The sequence below is a fragment of the Sphingopyxis flava genome, from assembly GCF_900168005.1.
Taxonomy (GTDB): Bacteria; Pseudomonadota; Alphaproteobacteria; order Sphingomonadales; family Sphingomonadaceae; genus Sphingopyxis; species Sphingopyxis flava.
Genome location: NZ_FUYP01000007.1, coordinates 64,658 through 86,257, shown reverse-complemented (window position 1 = coordinate 86,257; position 21,600 = coordinate 64,658). Strand labels below are relative to the sequence as shown.

At 60.1% G+C, this 21,600-nt stretch carries 24 protein-coding genes; all 24 read right to left on the bottom strand.

The window, feature by feature from the left end:
• Positions 1-147: 147 nt before the first annotated feature.
• Positions 148-624, bottom strand: a complete 477-nt coding sequence (locus tag B5X69_RS07570) for a helix-turn-helix domain-containing protein (RefSeq protein WP_079638112.1) — start codon at positions 622-624, stop codon at positions 148-150.
• A 251-nt stretch (positions 625-875) separates the two neighbouring features.
• The gene (locus B5X69_RS07565) at positions 876-1,229 is read right to left on the bottom strand and encodes a hypothetical protein (protein ID WP_079638111.1); all 354 of its coding nucleotides are present in this window, start codon (positions 1,227-1,229) and stop codon (positions 876-878) included.
• Positions 1,230-1,913: 684 nt separating this feature from the next.
• A complete protein-coding gene (locus tag B5X69_RS21395; RefSeq protein WP_176141543.1) occupies positions 1,914-2,072 on the bottom strand; it encodes a hypothetical protein in 159 nt (52 codons plus the stop codon).
• Positions 2,073-2,210: 138 nt separating this feature from the next.
• The gene (locus tag B5X69_RS07550) at positions 2,211-2,660 is read right to left on the bottom strand and encodes a hypothetical protein (RefSeq protein ID WP_079638108.1); all 450 of its coding nucleotides are present in this window, start codon (positions 2,658-2,660) and stop codon (positions 2,211-2,213) included.
• A gap of 194 nt (positions 2,661-2,854) precedes the next feature.
• A complete protein-coding gene (locus B5X69_RS07540; protein ID WP_079638106.1) occupies positions 2,855-3,481 on the bottom strand; it encodes a hypothetical protein in 627 nt (208 codons plus the stop codon).
• Positions 3,482-3,828: 347 nt separating this feature from the next.
• Positions 3,829-4,053 carry a hypothetical protein gene (locus B5X69_RS20925; RefSeq protein WP_139375711.1) on the bottom strand — a complete coding sequence of 75 codons (225 nt, stop codon included), beginning with the start codon at positions 4,051-4,053 and terminating at the stop codon, positions 3,829-3,831.
• Between the two features lie 182 nt (positions 4,054-4,235).
• Positions 4,236-4,757 carry a hypothetical protein gene (locus B5X69_RS07530; protein ID WP_079638104.1) on the bottom strand — a complete coding sequence of 174 codons (522 nt, stop codon included), beginning with the start codon at positions 4,755-4,757 and terminating at the stop codon, positions 4,236-4,238.
• On the bottom strand, positions 4,750-4,932 hold the full coding sequence (locus tag B5X69_RS21390) for a hypothetical protein (RefSeq protein ID WP_079638103.1): 183 nt from the start codon (positions 4,930-4,932) through the stop codon (positions 4,750-4,752). Before B5X69_RS21390 ends, B5X69_RS07530 begins: the two co-directional genes overlap by 8 nt.
• A gap of 76 nt (positions 4,933-5,008) precedes the next feature.
• Positions 5,009-5,392, bottom strand: coding sequence for a hypothetical protein (locus B5X69_RS07520; protein ID WP_079638102.1), 384 nt, complete (start codon positions 5,390-5,392; stop codon positions 5,009-5,011).
• A 97-nt stretch (positions 5,393-5,489) separates the two neighbouring features.
• The gene (locus B5X69_RS07515) at positions 5,490-5,819 is read right to left on the bottom strand and encodes a DUF3574 domain-containing protein (protein ID WP_176141541.1); all 330 of its coding nucleotides are present in this window, start codon (positions 5,817-5,819) and stop codon (positions 5,490-5,492) included.
• Positions 5,820-6,008: 189 nt separating this feature from the next.
• Positions 6,009-6,509 (bottom strand): hypothetical protein, encoded by a 501-nt coding sequence (locus B5X69_RS21385; RefSeq protein ID WP_079638100.1) that lies wholly within the window; start codon positions 6,507-6,509, stop codon positions 6,009-6,011.
• Between the two features lie 20 nt (positions 6,510-6,529).
• Positions 6,530-6,739 carry a hypothetical protein gene (locus B5X69_RS07505; RefSeq protein ID WP_079638099.1) on the bottom strand — a complete coding sequence of 70 codons (210 nt, stop codon included), beginning with the start codon at positions 6,737-6,739 and terminating at the stop codon, positions 6,530-6,532.
• Positions 6,736-6,918, bottom strand: coding sequence for a hypothetical protein (locus B5X69_RS07500; protein ID WP_079638098.1), 183 nt, complete (start codon positions 6,916-6,918; stop codon positions 6,736-6,738). The genes B5X69_RS07505 and B5X69_RS07500 overlap by 4 nt, the downstream gene beginning before the upstream one ends.
• Before the next feature lie 167 nt (positions 6,919-7,085).
• Entirely contained in the window at positions 7,086-7,253 is a 168-nt protein-coding gene (locus B5X69_RS21380) for a hypothetical protein (protein WP_176141540.1), read from the bottom strand.
• Positions 7,254-9,078: 1,825 nt separating this feature from the next.
• Entirely contained in the window at positions 9,079-10,848 is a 1,770-nt protein-coding gene (gene terL / locus B5X69_RS07495; protein ID WP_079638097.1) for a phage terminase large subunit, read from the bottom strand.
• Positions 10,849-10,989: 141 nt separating this feature from the next.
• Positions 10,990-11,223, bottom strand: a complete 234-nt coding sequence (locus B5X69_RS07490) for a hypothetical protein (RefSeq protein ID WP_079638096.1) — start codon at positions 11,221-11,223, stop codon at positions 10,990-10,992.
• A 1-nt stretch (position 11,224) separates the two neighbouring features.
• Complete coding sequence (locus tag B5X69_RS07485; RefSeq protein ID WP_079638095.1) at positions 11,225-11,566, bottom strand: hypothetical protein; 342 nt, start codon at positions 11,564-11,566, stop codon at positions 11,225-11,227.
• A 60-nt stretch (positions 11,567-11,626) separates the two neighbouring features.
• Positions 11,627-15,505, bottom strand: coding sequence for a hypothetical protein (locus tag B5X69_RS07480; protein ID WP_079638094.1), 3,879 nt, complete (start codon positions 15,503-15,505; stop codon positions 11,627-11,629).
• 17 nt (positions 15,506-15,522) lie between these two features.
• Positions 15,523-17,664 (bottom strand): M23 family metallopeptidase, encoded by a 2,142-nt coding sequence (locus tag B5X69_RS07475; protein ID WP_079638093.1) that lies wholly within the window; start codon positions 17,662-17,664, stop codon positions 15,523-15,525.
• A gap of 9 nt (positions 17,665-17,673) precedes the next feature.
• The gene (locus B5X69_RS07470; RefSeq protein WP_079638092.1) at positions 17,674-18,147 is read right to left on the bottom strand and encodes a virion core protein, T7 gp14 family; all 474 of its coding nucleotides are present in this window, start codon (positions 18,145-18,147) and stop codon (positions 17,674-17,676) included.
• A 5-nt stretch (positions 18,148-18,152) separates the two neighbouring features.
• The gene (locus B5X69_RS07465; protein ID WP_139375709.1) at positions 18,153-18,635 is read right to left on the bottom strand and encodes a hypothetical protein; all 483 of its coding nucleotides are present in this window, start codon (positions 18,633-18,635) and stop codon (positions 18,153-18,155) included.
• A complete protein-coding gene (locus B5X69_RS07460) occupies positions 18,632-20,449 on the bottom strand; it encodes a phage nozzle protein (protein ID WP_139375708.1) in 1,818 nt (605 codons plus the stop codon). Before B5X69_RS07460 ends, B5X69_RS07465 begins: the two co-directional genes overlap by 4 nt.
• Positions 20,449-20,934, bottom strand: coding sequence for a phage nozzle protein (locus tag B5X69_RS07455; protein WP_079638089.1), 486 nt, complete (start codon positions 20,932-20,934; stop codon positions 20,449-20,451). Before B5X69_RS07455 ends, B5X69_RS07460 begins: the two co-directional genes overlap by 1 nt.
• 8 nt (positions 20,935-20,942) lie before the next feature.
• Complete coding sequence (locus B5X69_RS07450; protein WP_079638088.1) at positions 20,943-21,593, bottom strand: hypothetical protein; 651 nt, start codon at positions 21,591-21,593, stop codon at positions 20,943-20,945.
• Positions 21,594-21,600: the final 7 nt, after the last annotated feature.

Genomic DNA, 21,600 nt, shown 5'->3' with positions numbered 1-21,600 from the left:
ACGGCAGGCTTAATGGGCTCGACACCGAGGACAATGTCCCTCCGCTTCTCAACCGCAGTGGCCCGGTCGCGTGTCTGGAGGGACACACGGCCAAGGCCTTGCGAACGGAGGTCGAGGTAGTAGACGCCCGAGGGCTTACGCTTAAGCTCAGGTAAGCTCATGTTCTGCTCCCATGTGTCTAGGCTTGAGTTGGCCGGTGGCCAACATGACCGCCATCGCTACCTCGCGGCCCTTCTTGGTGAGCCGGAGATACTTCTGACGCTCGTCGTTAGGATCGACCTCGCGGGTGATCCAGCCGAGAGCATAGCGCTCGTTACTTGTGCGCGTGTTGACCTCAAGAAGAGCCTTATAGCTATTCTTAATGCCAGGGCTAAGTGCGCCGTCAGAGTTCTCCAGGATTTCCTGAAGCGTCAACGGCGACCCGCGAGCATCAGCAGCGGCCACCAGAAGAAAGAACACTGCCTGGTTTATGGTGAGCTTCTCGTGGCCCGCCTGGGCCAGGTAAAGCATTCCAGCCGATAAGCTGGCCAATGGCTTTACGTATTCGTAGAGCCCGTTTTGTTTCGTCATGTTCTCTTTTGGCCTCTTCGCTTCTGCTCGCGGGGTTCGCGTCTCCATAGTCATGATACACAATCCCTTCCATAATCCGATGCTCCTGTCCCCCATAGAGCGCCGCTAGACTACGCTCAAGCGCGTAGTGCGGCACACAACATAGCCATAGTGGCCGATATTGCAACCCTAGTTATATTTTCCCTACGTATAGATAATCATCATACCTATTTTGTCGGTGCTTGCAATCGGTTACCTATTCCAAAATGGGACAGCCTTGGGCGCAGGTAGTGTCTGGCCCAAGGTTTTGCCCCCAACCACATGGCTCAGGCGATGCGGGTCATCGTTACGTTTTCATGCGAGAGCTCGCCGTTCTCGTCCGGGACGTTTCCGTCTTCGTCCCAGAAAGCAGCCCAGGCCTCGCCACCTGTGCCGTCATCGTCAGCCGCGATGAAGGTGATGACTTCACGGCGGAACTCATATGCAGCGGCACGCGGGTCTTGCGAACCAAAAGGCGGCACCCCCAAGAGGCTGGAGATGGGATTCCCAGCGCGCTTGTAGGAGGGAAGGATTTTATCCGCATTGGCGGGGTCCTGGAAATCCAGCATGGGCCGCTTGGTGCCGATGGGATCGGCGCCGTAAGGCGTAAGCACAGAGGCCGTAAGCGTATTGACGTTCATTTCAGTTACCTTTCACTTGTCCCGACAACAGTGTCGGTAAGAGGGCTCGACCGCAGCCAAGCCCTGATATCGAGACTGTCACTTTAGGATGAGCGAGCCGGACGGGCGCGCCCCGGCGACCTCCTCCAGGGCCACCTGCGCGATGACATGCGGCAGATCACAAGGGTGCCCTAGGCGTATCTTCCTGAGGGCACTGAGTGCGACCTCAAGTGCCGCCTCGGTCTCCTTTAGTTTACGATGGGCACTATCCCAGCCGGAGCCTAAGGCGCTCATTGCGGGCTCCCTGGGGCGACGTATGTAAGCCCGTATGTCGCGGCTATCTCGGTGGCTGCTCGCTCCACTTCCACCATAAAGGCATCCTCGGCTGACGGACGGTCATGTAGGAAGGTCTGGAGATGGTGGAGAAAGTCGAAGTCTTGCTCAGTTTCCACCGCCCAGCCACTCCGCCGCAGCGCATTAATTACCGGGCTAGTGCGACCCTTATTAAACTTGTCAGTGACGCCGAAGCCTTCCATCCCCGGATCATAATACTCGTCTGCGATGAGAGCGCCGATGGCACATTTGGCCCCGTCAGGCGCGCGGTAAGCGCAAAGGCCGTGTATCCTAAGCGCGGGTCTGCCCTGCTGACGCAGGTGATTAAGCACGAGGTCAAAGACCTCCTGTTTGTTAAGCACAGCTCTTCTCCTACTTTCCATAAATCCCCTTGAGGATCACCCCAAGGCACAGCATGACCCAGATCAGGACCGCGCCCACGGCGATGCCGCCGATGACCAGCGCGATCTGCTGGAGGACCTCAAAGACAGCCGCTATGGCGGCCAGTGTTTCACGCAGAGCGGACAACATCAGAGCGTCTCCCCGCAGCGATACGCGAGCCACCTTACGAAAGCCGCGCCGGCCACTGAGAGGAGCATCATGGCCACCGCGAGGGTGATCATGAATTGGATAAGGGGCGACATGATGATACTCCCGTTATGATGATCCTTAGACAGGGTCGCAGGTGACGCCGAGGCGGCGCCCGCCGTTGGTGAGCGCATCGTAGAGTTTATCGGCTGTACGGGCGAGGCCGGTATAGTCGTCTTTCACAAGCCGCCAAAGTGCCTGACGTATGGCGTAGTTCTCCGCGCTTGACAGGGGCTCCCATAGGGGCTCACCGGGTTTCTTGTGGTACCCTATGATGTGTGCGTATCGTGGAAGTCCGCTACTCTCGTGCGACCACTTAACGCTCGCGCGGCGAGGACGGCGCCAAGTGACCCCGGAACGAAACAAAAGCTCCCCACCATCCCAGTCAGCCGGTGGGTTCACGCCTCCTGGCCAATAGGTGAAGCCCTCGCTGGTAGCTAACTCTCGCGCTTCCTTTTCTTGCTCAGCCTCGGCCAGCACCAGCGCCTCCTCCAGCCCAGCCTTGATCTTCTCGTATGCTTCACTGCCCATGATTATATCTCCTTGGTTCCAACCCATGATCCGCCTCAATGGATCGTATCGTCCCCAAGAGTTGCTCCTTGGTGGCCTTAGGGTAGTTATTGTTCCGTAGGGCCTCCCAAAGGATGCCCAGCACTAGGCGGCCACCGTCCTCGGTGGTCAGCCTGACTTCGCTTTTTGCCATGATGATGGTCTCCTTATGGTGATTAATGGATACCGCGCCAGAAAGTCTCCGGCGACCCACGATATGACCCACGACGAGTACCAAGCGTGGTCAACGCGCGAGCTGTCGCAGGTTCGTCTATCCCATCCCAGCTATTGAAGGGGTCGATAATGACCGGAGTGTCGCCGCGAAGCATCCAGTTTTGGTGGTGCAGGTCGATAAAGCCATCCCAGTGTTCCTCAAAAGCATTCGCGATGTGGTGACCCCATATGTCGGCCACGTCTTCCCACGCGCCGGAATCCATCTCGCCGTCAATTTCCCAGCCTTGACCTCCGTTTCCGTCAGGCACCAGCCTCTCCATCTCAACAGCCCAAACCCCACCACGCAACTCGGCAACCCCAAAGATGCGTGGGAACTCGTCAATCTCAGGGTGCGCCTTGAACATCTCTATCGCAGACCAAGCCCCCGTAGCGTAGCCCGCCGCGAACTTGACAACACGGCGCCCGCGAGGCTTCGCCAGCGCTACTTGATGTGCCCCCATGCCGAGCACCTCGAACCCTGCGTCTTTCAACGCCTTCTTGGTTTTGATGATACCGCTCCCCGGCGCGATCAGCTTTCCGGGCCCGACATAGCGCGGCGGTAATGCCGCAGGTTTGGCAACGCTCAACATGGTGATGGTCCTCCTATGATGATCGTGAGCTACTAGGCCGCCGCTAGGGACCGCCTGACGTTAGCCGCGAACTCGGCGGCGATGGGTTGGCTGGCGACCAGCGCGCGCACATCGTCATCTGTGTAAACGCGCAGGATTTCCCTCCCATCTGCGCCACGAACCGATGCGAGGGCGATGCGTCCGCCGTGACAGGGCCCAGGACTGATCGTTATGGAGCCAGCCTCAACCACGCTACAGCCGCAGGATGCGGCGGCGGCCAGGATAGCCCGCTTTGCTGTCTGAAAATCCATCGTGTTATTCCTCTTCCTCGACTTGCCAGTTAAAGGCGCCGTCATCCTGTCCGATCATCAAGAGCGGCGATCCAGCGCCAAATTGTCCAAAGAGACCGGAATCCCTCTGTAGATCGCATCGTGGCGGGCGAACGCTTCAACTTGTGTCGCATCAACATACCAGCACTGATTTTCTTCGTGCCAATGGCAGACAGCGCCAGCAGGGACGTTGACAGTCAGGTTATTTGTTCCCGCTCCAAAATCATGGATAAAGCTGTTAATGACAGTTGCGATACGAGGCATCGTGTTATTCCTCTTCCTCGACTTGCCAGTTAAAGGCGCCGTGCTCAGGGCACGTGCCGGCGTAAACAGGGCCGCCAGCGTCGTGGCTTATGGGTCTGTCGCATACGTCCAGCCGCTTTCCACATACCGGGCACGTTGCGGCGTCATCCTGTCCGATCACCAAGATTTCCATCGGCCTGCTCCTATGCTGCGATGCTGCGCGGCGCCTCAAAACCACGATCATGGAGCCAGCGAAGCGCGAAAGCGCGCGGGTCCTCCGGCCAGTAGCCAAGCCGCAGCACATGCGCGTTCTGTGCCACGATCTCGATCTCGATGAGCGCGCCAAAGAAGGTGGCCTCCGGCGTGTAGCCAAGGCGACGATAGATTTCCTCTCGGTGCGCGTTGGCTGCGTACTTCTCACCGTCGAGAGTGAATGCCGCCTCGTTCGGGTTGCAGACGTGGATCAGATCGTGCCACGCACGGAATGCATAGTGCACTTCAGGGTCACCAACTGTGCAGCCGTGGCGGCTCTCGACATTTACCGCCACGCGACCATGCTTTACGTAGTACTCGCGCAGCTCTTCTAAGCTATCTGGCGCATCGGGGATCACGTCCCAGCCTTCAGGCATGAGGTCCCGCGCGATGGCGAGGATAAGTTGGTTGAAGGCCGGACAAAGCGGCACGTCAGCGCACTCATGCGGTGCCTTCTCAATCACATTATCCATTGATTTTGCCCTCCTGTATCAAAGCCTGCGCCATGCGCCCGAACCAGCCCTGAAGTTGATACGCGAGCCCGGTATCGTGGAGCTGTTGCCACGCTTGCAGGTAGCGCTCCTCAGGCACCTCTATGACGCCCTCAGCGATCATCACCGCGTCATACTGATCCATCTCTCTTGCCATAGTGATATTCCCTACATCGTGAATGAAAGGGGTGGACAACCCAGACAACCAACGCCCACCCCTAACATTCCCGGTGTTATGCAACGCGGATGAAGTTGACGTCTTTCAGGTGGACGCCTTCAGGATCGTTATCGTCACCGAACGCGGCGACCCAGATTTCCTCAGCCCTGTCAGCCAAATCCAGCGGCAAACCGTCTTCATCCTTGGCAGACGCGTAGTCTTCTTCACCCAAGCGGATGATCTCATAGAAAACGCGTTCCGGGTCCACGCCAGCCCCGCGAACAGCCGCGTCGATCCGTTCCGAACGAACACCGAGGAAGTCCCGAACGAAAGGATCGACCACATGGAGCGCATAACGATCCTTAGCTTTCACGCCTTCGTCACTGACATTGGCAAACTGGTCGATCTTTGAGATTGAGCCGACACCGGTCGTGGCGTCAGCGAGGGTAATGGTAGTCATGCAATTCACTCCTATATTCTGAGCCCGACAACAGTGTCGGTAAGAGGGCTCGACCGCAGCCAAGCCCTGATATCGAGACTGTCTCTTTATGATGACCTCAGATGAAACCCACCTCGGCGCGCGCCGTCTGGACCATGACCGCTTGCTGGTGAAACAGGGTCTTATAGATCGTGGCGACTATTCGGATGGCCGCCTGCGTCTGTGCCGACCCATCATGCGCCACCTCAACGACAATAGTCGGCTCATGTATCGTTTGGCCGGTGTCGGTGTCGCGCCATGCGCCCTCAGCAGGCAGGACGGTGTATCCGTCTGGAAAGTAGGCCGCGATATTCTCGGCCTCAAATGCAGCCCAGTCTTCTTTTGAGACTGCGCCACCGGACGGGATAGCCATGCCAAAATAGATGCGGCTGATATGTGTGTATTCCACGCAAACCTCCTGTGGTGAGAGGATCATTTGAGGGGTCGAGCCGTCTGGCGACGGGGAGGACACGCCCGACCCCTCATCCCAACTGCCGGTCTCTCACCGGCACGTCAGGTATTAGTTATCCTGTGATGACGGTCATCATATCGTGCCTATTGGAAAAACGCAAGGGCACAATCGTCCTCCTATGATGATCTAGCCGAAAATTTCGATAAGGAGCTGCTTCTGGCGCGCGATCATGTCTTGCCGAGCCTGTCGCCAGACGCAGGCGCTGGCAGTGTCGGCGTCGGCGGCGTTGGCGGCGGCCTTGGCGGCGGCGTAGGCGGCCTTGCGGGCGGCGTAGGCGGCGTCGGCGGCTTCGGCATCGGCGGGGGCGAGATCGGCGTCGGCGGCGTAGGCGGCGGCGTCGGCGGCGTAGGCGGCGGCGTAGGCGGCGTAGGCCGCGGCGTAGGCGGTGGCCCTGCGGTCCTTCAAATGTGCTACTTCGTCAACCACGCGCTCGGCGAACGCAACTATCTTATCTCGCAGGTTCAGGCGGCGCGCGACCCACAGAATATCGGAAACCGTGGCGCCAGCTCTAATGGCTTGCCGAACCGTTAGCCGGTCCCGCTTCCCAAACAGCGCAAGACGATCCTCCAGAGAGCATGGGTTCAGCGCAATAAGCTCATCCTTGGTGAGCCCCAATTTCTTAGGCATAACGTCCTCCTATGATGCCTTTAGGGAAAATAATCTCCCAAAACGATCTCCGAGAGCCACGCGCGAAGATCATCGTCCTCGATCTCGTCAAGTGCCTCTATCGTATCCAAGAGGTGCGCCGCGGCGTCACCGGGCTGGAAAAACATCTCGTCTCCTCTAGGGGACGTTAGGAGGACACCGACGCGCATAGGCGTGAAACTGTAACCCCCGGCGATTGCGTAGGTGCTCATTGTCCGCCCTCCTCAATTTTCGTGAGGCTTCCGGTGTGAAACCATTCCTGATGCGTCCGGCCATCACGGCGCACCCACAGGAGGCGATCAGAGCGCACTTCGATAACGTCTCCGGTGAAGGGCTCGCCCCAGAAGGTGCCAGAAACCCTGTCACCGGGCTTGAACGGGTTGCCAGTCATCGCGCCACCCTCCCATAAGCCTTGCGATCCCGGCGCGCCGCATCCTCGTACCCTTTCGAGTACGCATAGCGCGTCATTTGATCCGGCGAGTAAACATAACGAGCATTAGGCTGCTCGCGGCGTATCCAATCGGACCAGCCGATTGCGTAGGCAGGATGCGCCATAGCTCAATCCTCCTTGTGCTCAGCGACATACTTGTCAGCAATGGCCGCCATGCGCTCCAATTCGGCTTGCGCGATCTTGCGCCCCTCAAAGGTGCCGTTCTCATGCGCCGCTAGGAGAGCGGGCAGGATGCCGGACCATGTGGGCGTTACGTCGATTGTCTCGACAGCCATAACGTCCTCCTATGATGACTATCAGGGAACATAAGGTTCACATGACGGCACATAACCGCGCGGCATGGTCAGCTAATCCTACCCAAGTTTGGAGTTCGTCTAGTTAGCGCCAAGGGCTGATTATGTGCCGTCATGGAAACCCCCTGCCCCCATTAGCTTGCTATCGCGTAGGACAGGGATTTCCCTTTTCGTTTGCAATTACCGCCACACGGCGAACCCCTAAGGGAAGCAAGGACCCGCAATGACATTGGCATGGCTCCGCGCCCGCCGTGACGTCTGTAGTCGGTCCTCTAGCGTCGCAAACATGGGCCTACTCGACAGACACCCCCATTGCCACCCTACTGTGACTTCGAGCTGGCGCGGTCGTCTCTTACCGCGCTAGGGGACGTCAGCGATGGTTCCACCAATCCGCTAACTAGGCCAAGGCGGCAATCAGGGCCGGTTAGGTGTCAATTCACCTATCAGGTAGCCTTGGCGGTTACCCTAGGTCCGCTTGCCGTTGGGCGCGGCGGGCCATGATTTGTGTCAACAGGCCGTTGGCCCTGATGCCTGAGACCTCGCCGGTTTAGTCTTACGCCGCGAGCCGGAGCTACTGACTGCTAAACGCGGTTAGCCTTGCCTTCCTGCTAGGTCCGTAGGGAAGCGCCTTACTGGCAGAGCATCGCCTAGCGATGGTGTCCATGCGGTTCCCGTAACCTATGCCCCGTTTGCGGGACCGGTCGGCGGGCGTCGGTGGCTGGAAGCCGTTGACAGCCATTAATCTGGACCTGTTGGAGCCCATTGTCAACCCATGATGATTGTCCTCTTGTGATGACGGGTTTTCCCTAGGGAACGCTAGGGGCGCGATATGGGGACGCAGGCTATAGGCAATCGAAAAAAATCAGGGGGAGGCAGACGGGCAGCCGATCCAATCCCGGCGGCACCTCGTGCACCCTTCGAGCCCACCTCGTGCGCCCTTCGAGCCCACCTCGTGCGCCATAATCGCCCCCATTGTGCCATTAAACGCGCAGAAAAGCGCCCCGCCGCGCCTAGTCGTGCCAAGCAAATGCGCCAGCGGAGGCCCGCGGCCCGGCCACCCCCAAGGGGGGGAACGCCCGAGATGGCCCCGCGTATATGGGCCCTCAGATTTATGCACCAAAAACGATCCGGTCCCTCATCATAGGGAGACCATCATCTCAATATGCTCTATTTTGCCCTCAGGAGCCCGTAGAGAGCCATTACGGACACCCCTGGTAGGGCAGTAGCCTGGAGACCCTCTCTGCGCTGTAAGGGCCCTCTGAGGGCAAATTTACCGCTCAGGAAGATTGAGGCCCACGGACACCCTATGGTACACATAATGTCCCGCTCAGGAAGACCAGATGGCACCCAGGCGCCGTACCTGGGTACGAGACCACCCAGGGGCCCAAGGCCCTAAGACCAGCTATAGGGCGGCTTACAAGGGTGGTCTGTCAATTAGGGCTCACTAATCGGAGGGGCCCTTATGTTATCTTTATGTTATACGTTAAGTGATACCTTATGTGATAGTTTATGTGATAGTTTATGGGTCTATATACATATACTACACATAAGGTACACCTGACGTACCCCGATGTGCCCCTAAGGTACCCCTATGATACCCCTGACCTATACTATGAGTTTATCCTCAGCCCAAAATGTAAGGTGTGGTCGGTGTCCGAAGAATGTGTCGTATTGCGGACACTGCGGGGCCACAGCCTCCCAGAGAGCCACCCAGCAAGGATAATCATGATCCCCTGCCAGGAGCTCCCAATGGCGAGGCCCCATACCAGGAACCCAATAGCCAGTCCCAAGCACAGGAGGTACCGGATCATCTCCGTCTCCCCCTGCCGCGGGCTCTATGGGTAGGTCGGGTGTGGATGGGGAGGATGGCTGACCCGAAGAGGGCCTTCTCAAACTCAGCGGTCGCCTTAGCCTCCGCTCTACGCTCCGCCTCCTCAGCATCCGCCCCCATATACTCCGCCCAGTATGCCAGGGCGTTGCTCAGCACGTCTATCCGGTCGTCCTTCCTCAGGGCGCCCTTAGCGGCTGACATATGGGTGAGCTGGTACAGCCCCGAGCGTTCCGCCTTGGAGACGCCCTGGCCCTCATGGGACCCTGAGCGGGCCTCCTCCAGGTCCTGACGAACCAGCGAGGTGTCCATTACGATCCGGTGCGCCTGCAATGCGGGGCGAACCGTTGCGATGATCCTCTCTTCCTTCTTTCCGTGGACCTTATGGTCCTCTATGGGGACGATGTAGCCGATCTTGCGGAGGTGAGGCTCCAGGAGACGGGAGAACATGCCGTCACCGAAGTTGGCCTCAACCCGGATAAGGTTGACCTCCTCCTCCTTAGCGATCTCTGCAAGGGCCCGTAGGGTGGCGTCTGAGTGGCCATCCACATAGCCTCCCCATTTTCTCACATATACGTGACCATTTAGGAACTTTGTGATCACATATGCAGTCTCATCGGTACCCGTACCCGAGGGGTCGATCTCCAGGACGGAGCCGGTGTATGGCACCCACTCCTGGGATTTGTAGATGGGCCGGAACATGCGGTCCCCATCGAACCCTATGTTATCCATGTCCTTTACGAGTTGCTCAGGTGCAGACCCCCAGGCCACCCTCATGGGCGCTACGTCCCTTGCGGTGTCCATAATGATTAGATCGCGGGTCTTTAGGGGGAACCTATCGGCGTCCACGAGGGACGTATCGAGCATGAACTGGAGTTGGAACCCACCGGAACCCCACTCTACTTCACGTTCCATGAGGTCTAGCTCAGTGAACCGTGCGGGGTCCGTGGGGGCGCCTCCGAGGCTAGAAGCCCCAGGCGTCATCAGCCCTGGGTCCTGGGCAATGTCCTCCTTCAGGAGGGGCGCCAGGGTGTCCTCATAGAGGTGCAGCTTGTCCTTGGTGGGGTAGCGCGCCGGCCACAGCCGCATCCCATAGCCCTTAGAGCGCAGGTTGCGGTAGATCGACGCCATGGACTGGAAGGTCCCGAGGTACACGACCTCACCGTCAGGCTTCAGAATGGCCGCAGCCTCCGCAGCACGGTCCACCAGCTTCTCACGCATGGCTTCCGTCTCGGAGTTATTGGGAACCTCAATGTCATCGAAGAGGATGAGGTCAGCGCGGCCACCAGTGATCTGCCCAGTGATCCCGAAGGCGGACACTGAGTAATCCTTATCGGGCATTGCGGGCCCTACGTCGAACTCCATGGTGGAGTTCTTCTGCTTGGCGCGCGCCTTGAGCTCGGACCAGGGGACCGGCTCCAGGGACACTACGTCCTCAGCATTGATGATCGTGTGGATGAATGCAGCGATCTTCGCCGCGAAGCGCTCGTTGGCCGAGACCACCATGATCTTGGCGTCCGGGTTATTCCACAGCCGCCACACGATATAGGCCGCCGAAAGAAACGTTTTCCCGACCCCGCGGAAGGCGGCAATGAACCGGCGCCTCGGGCCATTGGCCAGATAGTCAGCAATGTCGAGCTGGACGCGGGTGGGTCTTGGTAGCCGAAGGACCCTTACCCAGACATATATCAGGAAGAGGGTGAAGGAGGCCTTCAACCGCCCCTCGGCGGTCAGGCTTTGGTCAGTCACGGTAAGATGATAGTCCCTATATGCTCTATTTTGCCCTCAGAGGGGCCCTACAGCGCGATCACAGGGTGCCGCGCTAGGGTAGTAGCCTGGAGACGTCATGTGGTCTCTACGGGCTCCTGAGGGCAAAATAGAGGCAAGTGCTTATTGGAGCCCTGCGCGCAGCTCAAAGTCGTCTGGATCGAGCTCCATGAGTGCTTGCTCCAGGTTGGAGACACGCTTGGAGGACGCCGGGGCATCCACTCCGTTGTCCTTAAGGAACTTGATGGCCTGCGCGATCATCTGTGGGGAGACTTGTTCCGCCTTAAGGCCCGCCATGAGGGTCTCTGCGACCAGCTCGTGGAGTTTATCGAGGGCATTTTCGCTCGCGCGGCTCACGTCAGGCTCCGATTTTCTTCTTGACCCACGCCCACAGGTCCCGCGGGACGTCCGCAAGGGTCTTTGCGGTAGCCGAGGTGAACTCGGGGACACTCTGGTAAGCGACCATGCCGACCGTGAAGGAGATGCCTTGGCGGACCATGGGCCCGAAGCTGGTCAATTCGATGATCGCAGCGCCCACATAGTAGGAGACAATGATACCAACGGCGAACTGAACGAAGCGCCGGCCCAAAGTTGCCGTGCGATCCATAGCCACCGCCACCGCCGCCCCGAAACCACCGGGGAGAATTGCCTTGATAAAGTCCCAGGCCGCCTCCAGGAAGGCGCTGGTTTCGAGTTTCATTTCATTCAATCTCAATGGGTTAGAGGGGAGAGGGTTCTTAGCCCCCTCCCCTGGTTCTTGTTATAGTCCGAGGGCCGCTTTGAGCTTCGCCAGCTCGCGGTCGCGCTGCTCAGGTTGCCACCCTTGCTTCGCAGCCTCAGCCCAGATGTGCGTCTTGAGCCACTCACGGCCCAGCTCTGGAAACTCATCGACCATCTGCCCCTTCGCAAGGGCCGTATAGCCGTGGATGACTTCCCTCCAGGCTTCGATCTTGGCGGCCCTGGGGAGCTCGTCATATCCATCAATCTGGATAAGCTGCTCCAAGGCTTGCTGCATCGTCAGCCCGGTGGCTGGATCGACTGTCTCTTGCCCCCGGATTTCCAGGAAGCGAGAGTATTGGGTCGGGTTGAGCGTCACGCCGTCCTGCGTCCACGCGGGTTTCGCAGTACTCAGCGACAGTTTGGCCATCTCGGCATTGAGAGGATCATCGCCTTCCCATGCCTGGATGCCGCCTTTGAGGCCGATCAGCCTCTCTGTCTCTGTCTGCTTGATGGGCCTGCCCAGGAAGTCACGCTTAATCGGGAGCGTATCCGCCCCAATGGACGCCCTAAGGAGCCCATCAACGAACGTGCGGGCTTCCCGCATGGTGCCGTCCTCGATAGCCTCGGCGGACTTCTGGACGCCAGCCGCAGGGACCAGACGGCCCGCGGCATTGACAGCCAGGCGCCGCCAAGCGTCGTCAGCTTCGCCCGCCTCCTTCGCCGTAGCGATATCGACCAGCCCATCCAGCGAGGCCATCCAGGACTTGCTTAGGATATTCCGGGTGATCGACCAGAAGATGGCGTCGAGCGCCTCGCTCATCACGCTGTCGCGCTGCGGTGCATCCTCCAAGGCGTCATAGAACTCCCTAAGGTCAGCCGCTAGGCCCAGCAGGGTACCCAGAGGGTCGAGCCTGTTGAACTCTATGGCGTCGTCACCGATCTTTATGGAGTACGCTGGGCGCTTTGCATCCCTTGCGGTGCTCCTAAAGCCGCCGTCATTGCCCACAATGGTGCGCCCGCCGTCAGCCTCCTGGTCCGCAAGGTTGAATGCGGCGACCATGAGGACGGCTGAGAGCGACATGCGCGCCAGCGCCTCATCACGCTGCGATCCACCGGCTGCGATAGCCTTACGGATGCGGGCCTTGACCAGGCCGAGAGGCGTAAAGTCAATTGCAGTGCGCTCTATGATACGTGCGGGGGTCCTGAAGAATGGGAGGATCGTCGAGGTGACGATCCCACCACTACGGGCGACCAGACCGCTGATGGCTCGGAAGCCATCTGTCTCTAGATCATCCTGAAACAAGACCATCCTGGCCTCAGTTTCCCCTGCGCGCGCCATAGCGTGGCGTTCGCCATTCAGCGCCGCCTCAGGGCCCCAGTGCTCAGGGCCATCGCCATAGAGCTGCACAGTGCGCGCCTTGAGGTATTCCCCAAGCTGCTTGCCCTCCAGCCCCATCTCAGCGGCCTCGGCGGCTGCTAGCTGGACTGCCCGCGCCTTGGCGCCCGCCTGAGCACCTACGGTGCCGACGAGCTGGTCAGGAGCGTTAATCAGGAGAGTGGTGCCAGCGCGCGAAGCGGAGCCCGCAGCATTAACTGCGGCGCTAGTTGCGCGAATGAGCCCCTTGAGGCCGAGCTCAAACACTTTCAGGCCGGCATTCTCCTCGGCCCATTTGGTCAGGGCTCTCGTTTCTGCCGTAGTGAGGGCGAACCGCTTGGTGTGCACCACGTCAGCGCGCTCAAAGTGTTCGACCATACTGCTCGCGGCGTCCGCAGACTTGCTCGCGGCCCTTGCCGCCAGCTTATTCAGTCCCAACCCGTCCAGGTTGATAGCCGCTTCGGAGAGACCCTCCCTCTGGAGGAGTTTCCAGGTTTGCCGGAAGGCAGTGCCCCAGCCGGAGACCAGCGCTTCATTGTACGCCCAGGCCTCATAGAGAGCCCTACGAGCCTGAAAGGCCTGCCGGCCCCCCACAGCGAGGCTAGGTAGCCTCGCGACCGCCGCAGCGGCCTTACCGATCCCATTGAGGGCCAGGAAGGACACCCCGGAGAGCGTGTTGGCCACACCTGTAGCGGTCGTGAAGAGGTTACCTACGGTTTCCTTATAGGCCTCAGTGATCCTCTTGCCCGATCCGGCCATGAGTTGCCGCACGGAGCGCGAAAGTTCACCTGCGTCACCCCTGAGTTCGATAAGGCGCGTCAGGGCGGCGATCTTGTCCGCGTCTGTCACCAGCGTTTCCGCAAAGGTCTCCGCGGCGTCACCGAATAGCGAGCCTTCGCTCGCCTGGAGCGCGGCCTCAGACGCCTCTGCGTCCGCCAGGGACCGCTGTGCCTCACGCCTGCCGGCGCTAGGGGTGATTTGCAGGGACCTTAGGGCCCGCGCGACCTCACTCCCCGCGCCCCTAATGGAGCCCATGTAGTAGGCGTGGCGGGAGAAGGCCTCCAGGAACGCATCCCAGGCCTCTGAGGTGCCTCTGCCGGCCTTAAGGTCCGCCAGGGCGGCCTGTGCGGTGGACAGGAGTTTCGCTGAGTGAGCCCCTACGAACAGTCGGGCGCCCATCAGGAGTTCTGGGAGGTTCTCTGTGGCGCGGTAGAGGGACTTTAGGACCCCTGGATCGGAGCCCAACGCCTCTGCGCCGCGCACGATGGCGAGCTCAGAGACCCGAATATTGGACCGCCCCAGCCGTGAGGCCAGGGTTTCATAGACCTCGGCCAGGCCTTTGTGGAGGCGACCTAGCACAGCCGCGTCATCCCACTTGGAGAAGTCGATCTTCAGAGGATCAATGCCAAGACGCGCCAGCGCGTTCTCAGGATCGCCCTCCAGAAGGTTCTTCGCGAGCCGCTCTAGGGCTTCGTCGCTTAGATCGGCCTGCCCAGCTTTGGACTTGAGGAAGTCCAGCACGTCATCGAAGTCGTCGAATTCGCGGGACTTGAAGCCAAGCTCGGCCTCCACCGGGTCCAGAACCTCATCAGCCTCGACCACAGGGATTTCCCCATCATCCGCAGCCCTGCGAGCGCCTGCCGCAGCGGTGTCACCGGTTTCAGTGACCTCGCGGGTAGCGACTGTGAGGGCTTTGGGTTCGTCGAGGACGATTGGGCCACGCTTCGCGTTCTCCACGATTGCCGCGGCCTCATCAACAGTGCCCTTCCAACCGCGGTATGCCTTCAGGAGGCGACCGCCAGCCTCAAAGAAGAGGTCACCAGCGACCCCGAGAGGGGCGCCAGCCGCCGCGGCCTTGAACCGCTGAAGCATCGCAGCATCATCTTCTTCCGAAGCGAGGCTATCGAGCATCGCATTATCGAGCCCGAAACCATCACGCAGGACATTCGCCATGTTCCCGCCCAGGGGATCGTACTGGACGAAGTCCGCCGCCGCCCCGGCAGCTATATTCTGCCCCAGCCGACCCAGAAGGCTCGCGCCACGGAGGGCTGAGGTGGCCTTCAGGAAGCCAACATATGGGACCGCGAAGGAGGTTATTGAGCGGACTGCGTTTTCAGCCCAACCAGCCTCATCTTCCCCCTTGAACTTCGGGAGTACGATAGGGCGATACTTGGGCAGAGGCTTATCTGTAGTGCTCTCGCGGAGAACGCCCAAAGCTGTAACCAGGGTGGAGCCCAGGAAGTTATTACCGAGCGCCGATCCAACGATATTGTTGCCGGTGTGGGTCTCCAGGAGGCGACTGCCTGAGTATTTTGCCACCTCCTGGTCCATCCAGGTATCAAATAGGCCTTGCGCAGCAATGCGAATGCCCCCGCCGATGGCGCGGATAGTCGAGAATGGCCGGGTAGGGTTTGCCTGTCGTGGCTTGCTGGCCACCTTGCGGAAGGTGTCCGCCCTCTCGGCGCCCTTCTCTTCAGCCGTCTGGGGGCCGTACAGACCCTCCAGATATTCGAGCTCTCTCTGCTCCTCGGGAGTGAGGGGCATCGCTTTCTCCTGCTAAGTTATTGCCTCGCGCGGGCGCGTAGCTCACGCATTCTGCGCTGATCCACCCGTTCAAGGTCCTCGTGTGCCAGACGGTAGGCCGTGTGGGGGTCCTTGCCCGCCTGGATATGGCTCTCATAGAACTGGACGAACCGATTACGGCGAGCCAGAGCGTCACCCTTCAAACGAGCGCCGATCCAGCCGGAGCCCATATTCTGTGGGAACTCCTTGTCGATCATGGCGCCCACCTCGACACCCGCAGGGGTGCGCTTGGTGGTTTCCTCGACCATGGCCCGCGCTGCGGCCCGCGCTCGGCGGAACCTCAGGATGGACTTGGGGTCCTCTGGCGGGCCAAAGTACCCGGCATCAAGCCGAGCCTTATCCGCCTCATAATCCCCACCACCCTCGCTCGGGATGCCCAGGGCGCGCTCGCGCTCCAAGGCCGCCGTCTGCTGGTCATAATAGAGGTCAGCTTCCTGACGGGCTGCGCGTTCCTCTGAGCGCAGATACCGCTCATCGGCAATGCGCTCGTTCTCGCGCCCTTCGATGATCCTCATGGCAACTTGGGGATCGAAGACCCCCTGCTCCACTAGATCACGGATGCGCTGATCCGACCAATCCTTGCCCTCGACCGCGGCCTCAGCGAACGCATCCAGGTTCTCGTCATAGACCCGCCTCTTCTCACGCTCGGCTTCAAGCAGCTTTCGGTCACCGATCTGGCGCGCCGCCTCACGAAGCGCAGCTCGCTCCGCGGAGTTGAAGGACGGCGTACCGTCCGCGCGCATAGACTGGGCCAGACCGAGCAACAGCCCGGTGTTGCCATCGTCCCACGCGCGGTCAATGAAGGAGCCGATAATGCCCTTCTTGAAGTCCGTCATGGACACGCCGGGAGGGCGCTGTTTGACGAGCACTTCAAAATCGACCTTCGGGGGATCTAGTCGCTCACGGAACGTCGCAGGCCTGAAATTCGGGTCCTCGTTGGCTCCAGGGACACCTGCGTCTGCCGCGAGGTTGTCATTGAAGTACCTGGACGGTGAGACCTTCTGGCCATCTACGGTGACCGTCATGTGGACGTGGGGGCCAGTGCTCGCCCCGGAGTTACCCGAGAGCGCCAGCTCCTGACCGCGTTCTACGCGCTGACCTGGCTTCACAGAGAACTTGCTCAAGTGAGCAAAGCCAACCGTATCGCCATTGTCCATCTGGACCAGGACTTGCTTACCGCCAGTCTTGTTGGTGTACACCTTGACCACCTTGCCGCCCATAGGGGCCACCACAGGGGTACCCACAGGCGTCGGGAAGTCCTCGCCATTGTGTGACCTACCGCCGCCACGAGGAGCCCCTATCTTGGACGTAGGGGTGGCGTTAAAGCCCGCGAACGGCTTCAGGAGGCCTCGCGTCTGTGCCCCTATCTGTGGGGCTGCGGCGGGCTCTGTGCCGTCCTGACGGGCCTCTGAGGGCGGGAGAGGGACAGCCTTTATGCTAGAGGTATCGGCTTCCACAAGGAACCCTGGGATTTCCCCTCGGGCCGCCACATAGGCGATATTGTCGATGGCCTTTTCGTTCTGCCGCTTGGCAATGTAGTTGAGCGCCTGCGGCACCACCTCGTTGCGGATTTTCTCCATCCCTGCGAGAACCGCACGGTTGGCCATGGGGTCCCCGAAGTCACGTGGAGTGCCGTCCTCGTTTACTGCGAGGGAGCCAAATTCCCCTTCAAGGAGGGACATGACGTCCTCGGGGGTTGCTGGGTTCTCTTCATCAAAGAGGAGAGCATCTAGCTTCTCACGGACGCGATCCGACATTTCGAGGACCGCGCGCTGGGCGCCAATGGTGTAGTAGCCTTGCGCATAGGCCCGCGCCTTGGCGAGCTTAGGGTCAGCTTCCTGGCCACTTAGGGCCGCAGCCCGCCCCTGGGCCCGCAGCTCATCACGCTTCTCGCCCTCAAGCTGCTCGATATAGGAGACCGCCTGATTGCCGGCTTGCTCAGCTACGCCCAGGATATCAGCGAGCCGCTGGGCCTCACTTGAGTTGCGACCTACCAGCGGGGCGTTGATCTCATTACGGGGACGCCGTGTTTCTCGCTGGGAGGGTAGTGTGAAGTCGCGGTTATCTGTGCCGCGACGGCGGGCCATAATGGGTGCTTCGCGTTTCGCTAGGTCTGCCATTGGTTATCCTTAGTTACCGGCGTTGGTGGCCGCGCGCTGACGACCTGATGCGCCAAGGGCCGCGGACCCGCCAGCCAGTCCAATCTGGAGCCCCGCCCCCAGCAGCGTCGTCTTGGCCTGCATACGGGATTGGGTTTCAGCATCTGAGGCGAGCTTACGGCTCTCTCGGTTTGCCAGGGAGGTATCGTTGGCGAGCTCGGCCTGCATCATGCTATCAAGCAGCAGGGCTTCAACGGACGTACTATTCAAGCTCAGCCCGCTCTCACCGGCTGCGACCACGATCCTGGCTTGTTCTCGCCGCATCTCGCGCAGTCGATCATTGATCTCAGCCGTTGCGGCGCGGTCAATCTCTTTCTTTCTGGCGATGTTCTGCTGGTTCAACGCCTTGTTCGCAGCCTTGGCCGCCTGGTTGTTAGCCACAACGCTGACAGCCGTGGTGCCAGCGGCAACGAGCGCCGCGGCGGCTACCGCTGGAATGCACATGCTGGTTATCTTGCTTTCATAAACTGGAGAAACAGCCGACCCTCGGGGCCGTGGTTTGACTTGGCGTCGATTAGGTCGAACCCCGCCCATAGGAGCCAATCCAATGAGGCATCGTTACGGGCGTCTATGTGGTTCGTTAGGGTCGGGAAGACCTCAAGCATCTCATCTACGTGCCGGCGCGTCTGCCGTGCCCAGGAGAGCCGCTCCTTGAGGGCCTCCGGGGTGGCGACCATCCAGGGCACACCTACGCCAGGGATGCCGTGCGGTGCCACACCAAAGAGAGCCACAGGGAGACCCGTAGCGTTCACCATGACCCACCCTAGAGTAGAGCCCATGGCAGACGCCTGGAGGATCTCAGCCGGGTCCCCGACCATGGTGGCCCTAATCTCGGCCACATCGGCTTCCCTCAGGTTCTCCCCAACGTACCTTATGGCTTCCGCCAGGGTATCGTCAGGGAGAGCGCTGAAGGGAACTGCGCGGGCACTCAACGAGCCCTCGAATAATAGAGCCCCTCCCATTCCGCGCTCACGAAGAACGAGGAGAAGGGGGTGTCATTGATGAGGGTGATGAGTGCCTGGGAGGCGTCTGCCTCCACCGAAAAGGGCTGGCTTCCTGAGTAGTAACTGAGACTGCCGGTGAGCATCTGGGCCTCGCCCAAACGCTGCCCAGTGATCTGATAGACGTGCCGCTTATCCTCATCCGCGATGTTGGCATACAGCCCATAAGGCTGCACCTCAGCGGTGAAGAACGGGGTGTCTACAAAGGTCACCATAAAGGTCCTTAGCTGGAGCCTGCCGGACGTTAGGGGTTTCCCTTGGTAGTCTAGGGGAAACTGCTGAGAGAACCTCATGGCAGTCTTGTAGGCTTCGCCCGCGGTCACCGAGGCGTGGCTCTCGTCACCTGCAACCGTAACCGTAGACCCATCGACTGTGATGGATGCACCCTGGATGATACTCTCAGGGTACGCATCGCCCAGCGTTCGGACCATGCGAAGGAGCGAAGGCTCGGGCTCGTATGGGAACGTAAAGGTGGTGGTATCCGTCTCGGCATCATAGACGCCCGAGAGCGTCACCTGACGATCCAGATAGATTAGATGCTCCTGGGCTTCTGACACAGCCGTTGGCTGGAGGTCGATACTCTCCAGGTAGGCCTTGTTATTGCGCCGGACCACAAGCAACAGCTTGCCGTCCACAGCCGTCCCTGAGAGCACTTGAGCGCCCGCAAGGCTCCACCGACGCCACGCAGAGATGATCTTACGGTCCCCATCCCAGTAGTACTGGTAGATGTAGAGCCGCTCAGGGTTGTCCGAGTTGGCCATCACGAGGGCGATGGTGTTTAGCTCTGGGGCCGGGATGATCTTTGAGACACCCTGTGGGATGAACCCTGGGACGTGGGCGGTGATCTCCGCGGCATCCGTGGCGTCACGCCCGTCTAGGCGCGTGTACTCCTGGATCGCAGTGTAGCCGCCTTGTTCGGTGGCGAAGATTACGGTCTCCCCATTGGGAACCGGACGGACACCCTGGGCCAGCTTGTAGCTGGTCACCGGGTTGATCTCCAGGCTGGTAGCCGTGGTGCCGGCCTCCCCGTTAGATAGGGAGAATTGCTTCTGGCCCGAGAACAACACGATGCCATCATTGAAGGTGGCTGCGAAGTCCAGCAGGGCCACGTCATTGGACGTAGCTGAGACCGTTATGGGGTCGCTGTCGATGTAGTCGAGAACCGTCCTACGCCAGAACTCCCCATAATCCCCCGCAGCCGAGAACACGACGCTCTCGTCAGTGAGGAACCCTAGGCGGTTCTGGTAGAAGAACACGTCCCGGATGGGCCGCCCGATGAAGAACGGCGCCGGGTTGGTCACGGTGTCGCCCACCTGCCGGGGCTTCCAGCAGAACGGGGCGAATTCAAAGGTTCCATCAGCCTTACGCACGAGGGCGTGTGGCATCGTTAGGGGGTCGATGAGGTTCTTGAGACCGGGACGGACCGCCTCATTCCAGGTAGTACCATCACCGCGCACGTAGTAGGACGTGAAGTTGCTCTCCACGGAGCCCATCACCTGGTAGACGCCCCCGGAGGGGACAGTCTCAGGGAGGTTCTCATAGCGCTGGACGGTTCCGGCCAGTGTCTCTCCTGCGGCGGGGTTCTGCTTACACCCGGTGAGGCCATTGGTGCCTCCGGGGACGTAAGGGGTAGTTCCTGAGCCCCCTGTGTTACCTCCGGGAGAATTACCCGCGGCACCGGAGCCGCCACCTACGGTATCGTTATTGTAACCGTCATCGAGACCTGAGGGATTGGTAATAGCCATTAGATGCCCATTCCCTCGCCCCACACGCGGTAACCTCCGGGGAGGTAGTAGGCGGGAGGGGTTTCCTCATCGTCACCTACGGCACCTAATGCCGGGGTGATGGAGGAGTTTACGATGAACGTGAAGTCAGCGACCGTGACAGCCTTGAAGGCGCCCTCAACGCCCGCCAGATAGGCTTTACCGAACGGGAACGCGACCGTCTTTTCGGCACCATCGGTGGCGTCAAAGACCCGTAGGTCTCCGTCCTTGATGATGACCACGTAGCGCTCGCTCGTGTCTCGGTTGATGTGGTGGATGAAGGAGCCCTCTGCGTCAGACACGCCCAGGTCCGCAATATGCTTGGTGGGCGGGCGACGCCCTAGGCCTCTGGCAATATCGCCCCAGGTGTTGATCTCATCTTCTGTCTGGTCCTGAGACCTGAGGATCGCAGGCTGGCGCGAGACCCCGTTAAGCAACGAGGAAATCGTCCTGGTAGTGAGTGACATGGATATCCTTAGAAGCGACGGCGCATCGCCCGCTGTGCAGAAGCGTTGACGCGGAATACGTTGGTGTCACGAACCCGGCGCTCCATCCGTTTGAGGAGGTTCCAGGCGCGCTGCTCGTCCATTTCGTTGAACTTATCGAGCGACGAGGACGAGACCGTCTGGGCTTGGAATTTGCGCGAGGCTGCGATGGCCACGTAGGTGCGCGCTGCCTGAGGCACGTCCTCGAATGGGAAGCCCCAGATGACGGAGACCTCTACAGGCTCCTCAAACACGAAGGTCTGCTCGTCGGCGTCATAGAGCGACAGGTCGCCGGTTTCAGGGTTGCGGCGGATCGAGACGTTTAACGAGACGTCCTCAGGGTCCACCTCAAGTGCACCTGTGGGGATCGCTATGTAGCCGTCAGGGTCCGGCTGAAGTTGATAATTGCGGTCAGTGTTCCAGGACCATCCGGCAGCCTCAAGGTCCTTCAGGGTTTCCCTGAGGAACCGAAGCGCGCGCGTAACGTCTGGAATGCCGGAGACCTCAAGGGTGTTTACCGGCGTCTGCCCGATGCTGCCCAACATGCGGTTGACGGCCTCAAGCTCCGTTGAGGGAGCGAGGAGGGTTGACAAGGTGTAGGTCTCCCAAAAAATGAAAAAACGGGGGACAGCCGTAGCCATCCCCCGC

Bases quoted from the DNA above. Each gene is read 5' to 3' on its own strand.
- B5X69_RS07570 (WP_079638112.1), bottom strand. From the start codon at position 624: ATGACTATGGAGACGCGAACCCCGCGAGCAGAAGCGAAGAGGCCAAAA.
- B5X69_RS07565 (WP_079638111.1), bottom strand. From the start codon at position 1,229: ATGAACGTCAATACGCTTACGGCCTCTGTGCTTACGCCTTACGGCGCC.
- B5X69_RS21395 (WP_176141543.1), bottom strand. From the start codon at position 2,072: ATGTTGTCCGCTCTGCGTGAAACACTGGCCGCCATAGCGGCTGTCTTT.
- B5X69_RS07550 (WP_079638108.1), bottom strand. From the start codon at position 2,660: ATGGGCAGTGAAGCATACGAGAAGATCAAGGCTGGGCTGGAGGAGGCG.
- B5X69_RS07540 (WP_079638106.1), bottom strand. From the start codon at position 3,481: ATGTTGAGCGTTGCCAAACCTGCGGCATTACCGCCGCGCTATGTCGGG.
- B5X69_RS20925 (WP_139375711.1), bottom strand. From the start codon at position 4,053: ATGCCTCGTATCGCAACTGTCATTAACAGCTTTATCCATGATTTTGGA.
- B5X69_RS07530 (WP_079638104.1), bottom strand. From the start codon at position 4,757: ATGGATAATGTGATTGAGAAGGCACCGCATGAGTGCGCTGACGTGCCG.
- B5X69_RS21390 (WP_079638103.1), bottom strand. From the start codon at position 4,932: ATGGCAAGAGAGATGGATCAGTATGACGCGGTGATGATCGCTGAGGGC.
- B5X69_RS07520 (WP_079638102.1), bottom strand. From the start codon at position 5,392: ATGACTACCATTACCCTCGCTGACGCCACGACCGGTGTCGGCTCAATC.
- B5X69_RS21385 (WP_079638100.1), bottom strand. From the start codon at position 6,509: ATGCCTAAGAAATTGGGGCTCACCAAGGATGAGCTTATTGCGCTGAAC.
- B5X69_RS07505 (WP_079638099.1), bottom strand. From the start codon at position 6,739: ATGAGCACCTACGCAATCGCCGGGGGTTACAGTTTCACGCCTATGCGC.
- B5X69_RS07500 (WP_079638098.1), bottom strand. From the start codon at position 6,918: ATGACTGGCAACCCGTTCAAGCCCGGTGACAGGGTTTCTGGCACCTTC.
- B5X69_RS21380 (WP_176141540.1), bottom strand. From the start codon at position 7,253: ATGGCTGTCGAGACAATCGACGTAACGCCCACATGGTCCGGCATCCTG.
- B5X69_RS07485 (WP_079638095.1), bottom strand. From the start codon at position 11,566: ATGAAACTCGAAACCAGCGCCTTCCTGGAGGCGGCCTGGGACTTTATC.
- B5X69_RS07480 (WP_079638094.1), bottom strand. From the start codon at position 15,505: ATGCCCCTCACTCCCGAGGAGCAGAGAGAGCTCGAATATCTGGAGGGT.
- B5X69_RS07475 (WP_079638093.1), bottom strand. From the start codon at position 17,664: ATGGCAGACCTAGCGAAACGCGAAGCACCCATTATGGCCCGCCGTCGC.
- B5X69_RS07470 (WP_079638092.1), bottom strand. From the start codon at position 18,147: ATGTGCATTCCAGCGGTAGCCGCCGCGGCGCTCGTTGCCGCTGGCACC.
- B5X69_RS07460 (WP_139375708.1), bottom strand. From the start codon at position 20,449: ATGGCTATTACCAATCCCTCAGGTCTCGATGACGGTTACAATAACGAT.
- B5X69_RS07455 (WP_079638089.1), bottom strand. From the start codon at position 20,934: ATGTCACTCACTACCAGGACGATTTCCTCGTTGCTTAACGGGGTCTCG.
- B5X69_RS07450 (WP_079638088.1), bottom strand. From the start codon at position 21,593: ATGGCTACGGCTGTCCCCCGTTTTTTCATTTTTTGGGAGACCTACACC.